Annotated in this window: 9 protein-coding genes and 1 pseudogene; 1 reads left to right on the forward strand and 9 read right to left on the reverse strand. The window is 64.2% G+C overall.

Features of this window, described 5'->3' with window-relative positions; genetic code table 11:
* Positions 1-224: 224 nt before the first annotated feature.
* Positions 225-532, reverse strand: a pseudogene (locus AZG88_RS27895) (transposase); the annotation flags it as partial.
* Between the two features lie 774 nt (positions 533-1,306).
* Here AZG88_RS27895 and AZG88_RS52030 point away from each other — a divergent pair.
* On the forward strand, positions 1,307-1,843 hold the full coding sequence (locus AZG88_RS52030; protein ID WP_156517638.1) for a hypothetical protein: 537 nt from the start codon (positions 1,307-1,309) through the stop codon (positions 1,841-1,843).
* 132 nt (positions 1,844-1,975) lie between these two features.
* On the opposite strand, the gene AZG88_RS27905 is transcribed toward AZG88_RS52030, so the two are convergent.
* The 8 genes from AZG88_RS27905 to AZG88_RS27930 form a co-directional block, all read right to left on the reverse strand.
* Complete coding sequence (locus AZG88_RS27905) at positions 1,976-2,164, reverse strand: hypothetical protein (protein ID WP_061699752.1); 189 nt, start codon at positions 2,162-2,164, stop codon at positions 1,976-1,978.
* A gap of 99 nt (positions 2,165-2,263) precedes the next feature.
* Positions 2,264-2,533 carry a hypothetical protein gene (locus AZG88_RS27910; protein ID WP_061699753.1) on the reverse strand — a complete coding sequence of 90 codons (270 nt, stop codon included), beginning with the start codon at positions 2,531-2,533 and terminating at the stop codon, positions 2,264-2,266.
* A gap of 40 nt (positions 2,534-2,573) precedes the next feature.
* A complete protein-coding gene (locus AZG88_RS27915) occupies positions 2,574-3,101 on the reverse strand; it encodes a hypothetical protein (RefSeq protein ID WP_061699754.1) in 528 nt (175 codons plus the stop codon).
* A complete protein-coding gene (locus AZG88_RS27920) occupies positions 3,094-3,408 on the reverse strand; it encodes a DUF7463 family protein (protein ID WP_061699755.1) in 315 nt (104 codons plus the stop codon). Before AZG88_RS27920 ends, AZG88_RS27915 begins: the two co-directional genes overlap by 8 nt.
* Before the next feature lie 118 nt (positions 3,409-3,526).
* A complete protein-coding gene (locus AZG88_RS52935) occupies positions 3,527-3,688 on the reverse strand; it encodes a hypothetical protein (RefSeq protein ID WP_197487948.1) in 162 nt (53 codons plus the stop codon).
* 31 nt (positions 3,689-3,719) lie between these two features.
* A complete protein-coding gene (locus AZG88_RS27925) occupies positions 3,720-3,944 on the reverse strand; it encodes a hypothetical protein (protein WP_061699756.1) in 225 nt (74 codons plus the stop codon).
* Positions 3,945-4,341: 397 nt separating this feature from the next.
* On the reverse strand, positions 4,342-4,614 hold the full coding sequence (locus AZG88_RS50665; protein ID WP_442971759.1) for a hypothetical protein: 273 nt from the start codon (positions 4,612-4,614) through the stop codon (positions 4,342-4,344).
* Positions 4,615-4,642: 28 nt separating this feature from the next.
* Positions 4,643-5,206, reverse strand: a complete 564-nt coding sequence (locus AZG88_RS27930) for a hypothetical protein (RefSeq protein ID WP_061699757.1) — start codon at positions 5,204-5,206, stop codon at positions 4,643-4,645.
* Between the last annotated feature and the right edge of the window lie 247 nt (positions 5,207-5,453).

Below are 5,453 nucleotides of genomic sequence, written 5' to 3' on the forward strand. Positions count from 1 at the left end.
CGACACGCCCCAGGGGTGGGAATTACGTGACGGCGGGGTGGGGAATTACGTGACGGACAAACCCCTCAACCTGGGGAATTACATGACCGCTGACATTCTATCAAGCCACACGAACGACCCTCCGGGCCCGGTGGGACCGCACATCAAGACAAGCCACCAGGCCGTGGACCGGGGCAGCAAAATACCGAGCGAATCCCACCGGACCTCTCCAGGATGACATTGACGCGAAATACGCGGCTGCCCGGCGCAGGATGTCGCGTTCGAGCTGCCATTCCTTCTCGGCACCGCGTAGCCGGGCGTTCTCTGCCCGCAGCCGCGCGAGCTCGTCCGCTTGGGTTTCCCCACCGGCGGTGCTGCGGGCCTCCGGGCGTCCATTGCGGGCGGTGTCCTTGCGGACCCACGTCCGTAGCGTTTCGCCACTGATGCCCAGGTCCGCGGCGACCGCCGCGTATGTGCGCTGGCCGTCGGCCGCGCGATACAGCGCGATCGCGTCTTTCCGGAATTCCTCCGTGTACAGAGACTGGCGTCCCACTTCGACATCCCTCCTGGCTCTACTGGAACCATTGTCAGGGGTGTCCACTCCAAGGGGGCAGCCTCACTCCGCACCCTGGCCTCGGATTCCTTAAGGACTGGCGCAAAACGTGTGCGCGACGAGAGCGAGAAAATGCCTTCCCCTGCGTCGATAGTCGCAGACTTGGAACTGCTCATGGGTAACGTCAGCCGGCGCTGAGCCCGCGCCAGATGCGGAACCCTCACCGGCACGTTCCGATTGTCGTCCCATGACTGGAACTCGCTGACCTGCGAAGTCCCGTAGAGGTGGTCCGGTGAAGAATCCCGAACTGGGGCGTCAAACGGTGCAGACATGCGCTCCCAACGGCGGCAAGTATCGGAATCTGCGAGAAACTCGCGGATTGCACGCATAACTCATGGAATCCATTAGTTTCGTGCGAAATCGAGGGCCGGGCTACTTGGCGCTATGTACCGCCGCGACCAGCTGAAGTCGGAGGATTCTGCATGCAACCGCCCAATCGAACCTGCGCGCACTCCGGTAAACGCCTCATCCCTTCTCGGGGACCTGTCGTCATCACAGGTCAAACCCAATTTTGCCGAACTCGTCGCCGATTTCAGAATCGCGACAACCCCACGGCCGTCACCGCCCGTCCGTCGCCGGCTGAGCGACACGCCCGAGCGCGTGCGGGGGTCCTTGGAGAAACCGTCACCTAGCGGATTCACTGGCTTCGCGCCAAACACCGCGCCAACTGTCCGACTGAGAAGCTCGTAACAAGAGTGAACAGGAGTGGATGAAATGCCTGAGCAGTCGTGGATCACTGCCCAAGAACTGTACGACCAGGGATATACGGTCGATGGAGCACGTCAGCTCTTCGGGGAGCCAAAGACAAGCCCCGACGGAACCCTCGGTTGGGAAGATGACTGGATCGACCGCGCAGAAGGAAGGGCCCTCATCCCTGTACTGCCCTTCCTTATCGAACGTCTGCGCGGAAATTCCGAGGTGGGAGAGGCTGCTGGCGAGCTGGTCAGGCTCTACGAGGAGCTCAATCGTCGAGTAGGAAATGATGGTGCTCCCGATCCGCTCCATCACCATGAAATCTCCGAAGATGAGCTGGTAGAGCTGGGACATGACCGCGACGCCCTCAATGCGATCTACGGGTCGCCGCACCGTTGGACACAAGAGCCTGTGGTCGAGGGCAATTCGGTTCCGTTCATTTCGCAGGAGCGAAGCCGGTTCGGGGATGGCGCGCGATTGGTCGGAAGGCGGAATCTCCGGTGGTGGCTCAAGAGTGCAGTCGGCGAAGTGGCGAACGAGCAGAGCGAGAACGCCTGACTAGAGAGCTTCCCTGCGCCAATAGCCGGGCCCGGACTGCGGTCGGTTCCGTCGGCCGCTCCCGCCGCCGCTGAGACCGCAGGAGTAGCGGCAAGAGCGCCGGCCCACCACTGATTGAAGTTGTCGTGCTCCTTATCCGCCGCAAAAGCGGGCGCGACGACGAAGGTACCGTTCGATCGTCGGGAACACCGGACCGCGACGGTGCCGATACAAACGCACGATGCCGTCGACGCCCACCTCACGCTCGAGCACCCCCTGAGCTCGCTCCTCCTTTGCCAACCGGGTGAGGATCGCATCCATCTCCTCGCGGGTGCCGCGCATGCGTACCCGCACCGACCGGGCGGCGTTCCCGAGCTATGCAGGTGCAGCAAGTTCGGACACCCGCTGCGTCTCAGCACAAGAGCTGGCCAAAATAGGCGGCTACCAGACTTCGCCGATCAGTAGGACCGTGACCAGGGCGTGGTCTTCGCGGTTCACGGTTGCCGTCGAGCTCCCGAGGAGGCTCTTGAGCAGTCCGGGATCTTGGTGAACCTGATCGGTGAGGATGGTTGTGGTGTGCGAGGTGTTGACCGGATGCGCATCGGCACCGAGTTCCTCGTGCATCGTCGACACCGCGGCGTCGAGCGCGTTCGTCAGGGCTTCCGGGACTGTTGTGGCCGTGGCCCACCCCCAGAAGGCGGCGCGTTTCATCGGTCGGTGTCCATCGACTCGCCGCTGCAGAACAGAGCGTTCACTGTTTTCCTCTCGTGAGACTGCGGGTGGTCAGGGCTGTAACCCGCGGCTGTCGGGGTGCAGGGGCCCGCACTGGAAAGTCATGCACCCGCACACCCGCGGGGGCAGCGTACCCAGCGCCACTGACCACCTCGAGAACGTCGTCGTGCAGTGCACCGATGCTCAGCCCCGCGGCGAGCGCCTGCGAGCCGAGGGCGTACGTACGCGACCGCGGGTCGTAGACCGCCGGTGTGAGGTACCAACTGGTGCCGTTGGGCTTCCCGAATAGGCCCTCGAAATACTTGTTGTGCCTGAGGCCGGTGTTCGGATCGACGGTGGTGTCGTCGGTAGCGCAGCGGACCGAGACCAGCGCGAACAGGTGTGCACCGGTACCCGGTTCGGCCAGATCCTCGAACGGGGTGATCGTGGCTCCGGGGTCGGGGTGGTGCGGGGAGGTATGCAGGTGGCCGACGACTTGAACTTCTCGGCCGTCGATCAGGGCGCGGTAGTCGCGGTGAGGGGTGCGTGTGTCGTTGCGGTCAGGCATCGGTGGCCTCCTCGAGAAGTTGATCGATCCGGACTGTCTTGCGGCCGCGGCGGTGTGCGCGGGCGAGGTTGTTGTACACGCGGGCGCCGAGTCGTACCTGGCCGAGCATCCGGAAGATTCGCCAGTCGGCCAGATGGCCGGCGTCGCGTGCGTCTTGGTTTGCCGTGGTGATCTGGTGGCCGAGCAGTTCGATGATGCCGACCAGGTCCTCTTTGTCCCTGGCCAGCCACATCTGACGGGTGATGTGGCCGTTCCAGGGTTCGACGCGGGGGCGGTTGTCCCAGTCGGGCGGGAAATACTCGTTCACCGTTCCGCCTCCCCCGCTTCGGTGTTCGCTTCGACGTGCATTGCGGGGTCCTTTCAACTGGGTAGGTAAGGCTTTCGGATGTGTGTCAGGCCGCTGCGGCGACCTCTCGGATCGGGTGCTAGATGAAGATGTCGAGGAGGTCGATCTCGGCCGTGGAGCCGTCGGCGAGGCGGACGGTCGCGAACCGCGAACCCGCCTCGTCGCGGTGGTATCCGTGCACGCCGACGATGCGGTCGCGGGGGTGGTCCGGGGTAATGGCTTCGGCGAGGGCGTGGGACATGAGAACTCCTTGTCAGTGGGATTACTGCGGGTCAGTCGCGCGAAGCCGCGTTCAGCTCTGCCGCAATGGCGGCGTCGCTCGCGGACTCCGCCAGTTCGCACAGGTCGAAGTGGTCCGCCAGAATTTCGTCTCCTTCTACCTCGTCGTCGAGGGCGGCCGCGGTGATCTGTCCGTCTCGGATCACGATCGATCCCCAGTCGAGCTGGCGAGCTGCGGTGACGATGTCTGCGGTGATGACGGCGGTGTTGTCGTTCATGACGGTGACCTTCCGTGTCGGACTTACGAGAATTACATTACAGCGCGACAATGTGATGTTGCAACCCTTGAATTAAGTCCCACAAAGAAACCCGCTCTAGGCCTCTACCCTTTTCGGGATTCGTTCAGGACCGACACATACATGTCGACGTGGCCGCACGGGTTGTCCCATCGGTCACAGGTAAACCATTCGCCGTCCTCGTGGAAGCGGTGTTTCTGCGGGATTCCCCGCGGACCTCGGCAAGTGGGGCACGTCCAGATCAGCGTGAGAGCACGGATCGCAGGGTAGGCGCGGCTGGTTCCCCACCCGCTGCGGTCGATCACATGAACGGTGCGGCGCGGAGTGTCGTGGCCGGAAGGTTTGGGCATGTCATCTTCTTTCCAACGAAGGGGACGTGTCATCTATGCAGGTAAGAGCCCGGCACCGACGGTGTCGACGAGGCTGCGTCAGCCGGGCAGGACGCGCCTGCGAACAGTTCGCCGGAAGGGGTCGTAGCGACCACGTCACGGCGGTGAGCGGCGTCTCGGCCGCAGGAGGGTGCAGGAGCGCCGGTAGGGCCGTCTGCGATGCCCTGGAGGACTGTGCGGGCGGCTTCTGCGTCGCCGCAGGCGCGGTGCGAACCGTCGAGTCGGATGTTCTTCTCGACGCCTTCGGCCTGGGGTGCGGTCATGAGTCTCCGTTCGTTGGCGAGTGGGCGGTCAGCGCAGGAAGCGATATGCGCGGTGGGCGGCGCGGGCAGCCGGTACGTGCCGGATCGTCAGGCGCACCGCGGTACGGGCCGCGCTGCGTGCGGCGCGGCTCCCGATCCGGGCAGCCCTCGAGGACGTGCGCCGCGGACGCGGGGAGGTCTTCGGCGCCTTCCGCTCACTGGGGGTGCCATCGTCGAGTTCGGATTCCCACTGCTTCCAATCGTCAGCAGGTGCCTGGCGGCCTGTTTCCCGGCGGTCAGGCTTCGGGGTCCGACGCTTGCGGCGCTGCGGGTCCAGCACGCGCAGTCCCGGAATCCGGGTGAAGATCAGCTTGGCCAGGCGCGAACCCCATGTTCGGTGCCGATAGGCGCCGAACAGATGCCCAGCGAGCCACACCGCCGCACCCGCCGCCATCGCGCCGAGCTGGGCTCCGACGGCTGCACCCGCAACCAGCCAGACCAGCCCTTTGAGCACGAGGACAATGCCGGCGATCCGCGCCAGCCCGTAGCCGAATTTCCAGACCACAACAATCGTGAACGCGACAAAAGCGGCGGTGATCAGCAGCGGCGACACATCCGTACCCCTTCCCTCTGACCTGATTTCACTTCCAACATTACAGCGTCATGCTGTAATGTTGCAAGCATGAAGAGATACCCCGTCAACCCGACAGGCGCGCTGGCATCACATCCTCGCGCTGTAGGGTCTATCGCATGGAACCCCCGCGTCACCGGACTACGCCCGGCTGCAGGCCGCCCTGCACCCGTAAGTCGTCATCGTTCACTCGGCCGTACGTCTGCGACTCCGCGGTCCAGGCCATTAC

This window comes from Rhodococcus sp. LB1 (assembly GCF_001583455.1).
Taxonomy (GTDB): Bacteria; Actinomycetota; Actinomycetes; order Mycobacteriales; family Mycobacteriaceae; genus Rhodococcus_F; species Rhodococcus_F opacus.